4 protein-coding genes are annotated in these 1,442 nt (G+C 49.9%); all 4 read left to right on the top strand.

Features of this window, described 5'->3' with window-relative positions; translation table 11 throughout:
* The first annotated feature begins 21 nt into the window (after positions 1-21).
* Genes TW77_RS19400 through TW77_RS25265 form a run of 4 tightly spaced genes read left to right on the top strand, consistent with a single transcriptional unit; the run spans position 22 to position 1,401 of the window.
* A complete protein-coding gene (locus TW77_RS19400; protein WP_046006631.1) occupies positions 22-309 on the top strand; it encodes a helix-turn-helix domain-containing protein in 288 nt (95 codons plus the stop codon).
* Positions 310-365: 56 nt separating this feature from the next.
* Complete coding sequence (locus tag TW77_RS19395; protein ID WP_046006630.1) at positions 366-746, top strand: hypothetical protein; 381 nt, start codon at positions 366-368, stop codon at positions 744-746.
* Positions 733-1,218 carry a hypothetical protein gene (locus TW77_RS19390; RefSeq protein ID WP_046006629.1) on the top strand — a complete coding sequence of 162 codons (486 nt, stop codon included), beginning with the start codon at positions 733-735 and terminating at the stop codon, positions 1,216-1,218. The genes TW77_RS19395 and TW77_RS19390 overlap by 14 nt, the downstream gene beginning before the upstream one ends.
* Positions 1,219-1,227: 9 nt before the next feature.
* Positions 1,228-1,401 (top strand): hypothetical protein, encoded by a 174-nt coding sequence (locus TW77_RS25265; protein ID WP_156158716.1) that lies wholly within the window; start codon positions 1,228-1,230, stop codon positions 1,399-1,401.
* Positions 1,402-1,442: the final 41 nt, after the last annotated feature.

Here is a 1,442-nt window from a genome sequence, read left to right as displayed (position 1 = left end):
CAACCAAAACGGTAATGTACTATGAAAGCACATGAAATTAAACCTATGAGCGCAGATCAAATTAAGCAAGCGCTCTCTAAAAAGGGCGTTTCGCTCAGTGTTATGGCTGAAGCCATTGGCGTTTCGCTCACAGCCGTCTCTGGCGTGATCAGTCGTCAAACCCAGTCTTTGCGCATTGCAGAGGCAATCGCCAAAGTCCTGGACAAACCCGTCGGAGAAGTATTTTCTGATTGTCCGCACTATGTTTCTCCCCGTAAGCACCGCCGTCAGGATCAGGTGCAGGCCGTTCAACAGCTACTGGCCTCGTAAGGGCTGAGTAACCAACTAATCAGTAACTGAGTTACCGACCTTACAGGAGCCACACAATGAAGCTGATCACGTTTTACATAGCACAATGCTATCAGCGCCAACAAAGCCGCGTTTTGTTGTTGGTAGAGCCTGTTTACAAACACCCGACGTTCAATATGCCTGTACTGGCCCAGCGCCAGGAGAAGAGTTCGCAATGCCTGTGCGCTCACAGGTTTAATATGTTGAACCGGTTTGTCGTCTACACACAGCCACTCAAGCAAGTTATTAAACTGATGGTTATGAAAGCTGGTTTGCATGGTTTGATCCTCTGTACTGGCGATGATCAAATACTAGCCAGCCAGGTGGGGCAAAGTGAAGTTCCAAAAAAACTGAATTTTTGGAACGGCAAAATCCCTGCTACAGCATTGCAAAATGGAGGCGATTATGACCAAGCCTAAACGCCGCCAATGGAGCCGGGTTGTAGCGCGCAGCCTGCCGGAAGCCTTGCAGCTGTGTAAGGAGCACGCGCAAGCTACACGTAATATGAGCGTACCACGTATTGCAGACAGAACCGGTGTAAGCCCCGATATGCTGTACAAGTATTTGGGTAATGGCGATATGCCTGCCAGTTTGTTGATCCCCTATATGGCCGCAACCGGGCGTGAATACCCATTGCAGTACATGGCACACAGCCTGGACAAGCTGGTGGTTGATATGCCCAAGGGTAAAAAGCCCAGCATGCCCACGCTGAGCCACCTGAACCAGTTTGCTAACCAGGTGATTGGTATGACGATGCAACTGGAGGCAGGCAATGGCAACGCGCAGCATGTTGCTGAACAGATTGTGCTGCTGATGCAGGATCTGGCCTATCACAAGCTCGAAGCTGAACAGCTCGACGAACCACAACAAACCCTCGACTTACTGAATTAACGGAGCCAAATGATGACACTCAAAGACACAGATCTGCCTAAAAAACAGCATCGCAGTCAAAAATCCATTGCCTGGCTGGGTAAGCAGGCCACACCGCAGGGCCCAAAAACCGTGCACCTAATGACGATGGACCAGCTAAAAGCCATGGCCGCAAGCGCCGCTATTCAGGAGTACAGATCATGAGTTTACTAACAACCCCTGTAGACATTGCACACATAGATGTT

Origin of the sequence: Pseudoalteromonas rubra (assembly GCF_000967655.1) — a bacterium.
In the GTDB taxonomy this organism is placed as follows: domain Bacteria; phylum Pseudomonadota; class Gammaproteobacteria; order Enterobacterales; family Alteromonadaceae; genus Pseudoalteromonas; species Pseudoalteromonas rubra_A.
The sequence above is the reverse complement of the archived record's forward strand: the minus strand, read 5'-3'. Positions and strand labels throughout refer to the sequence as shown.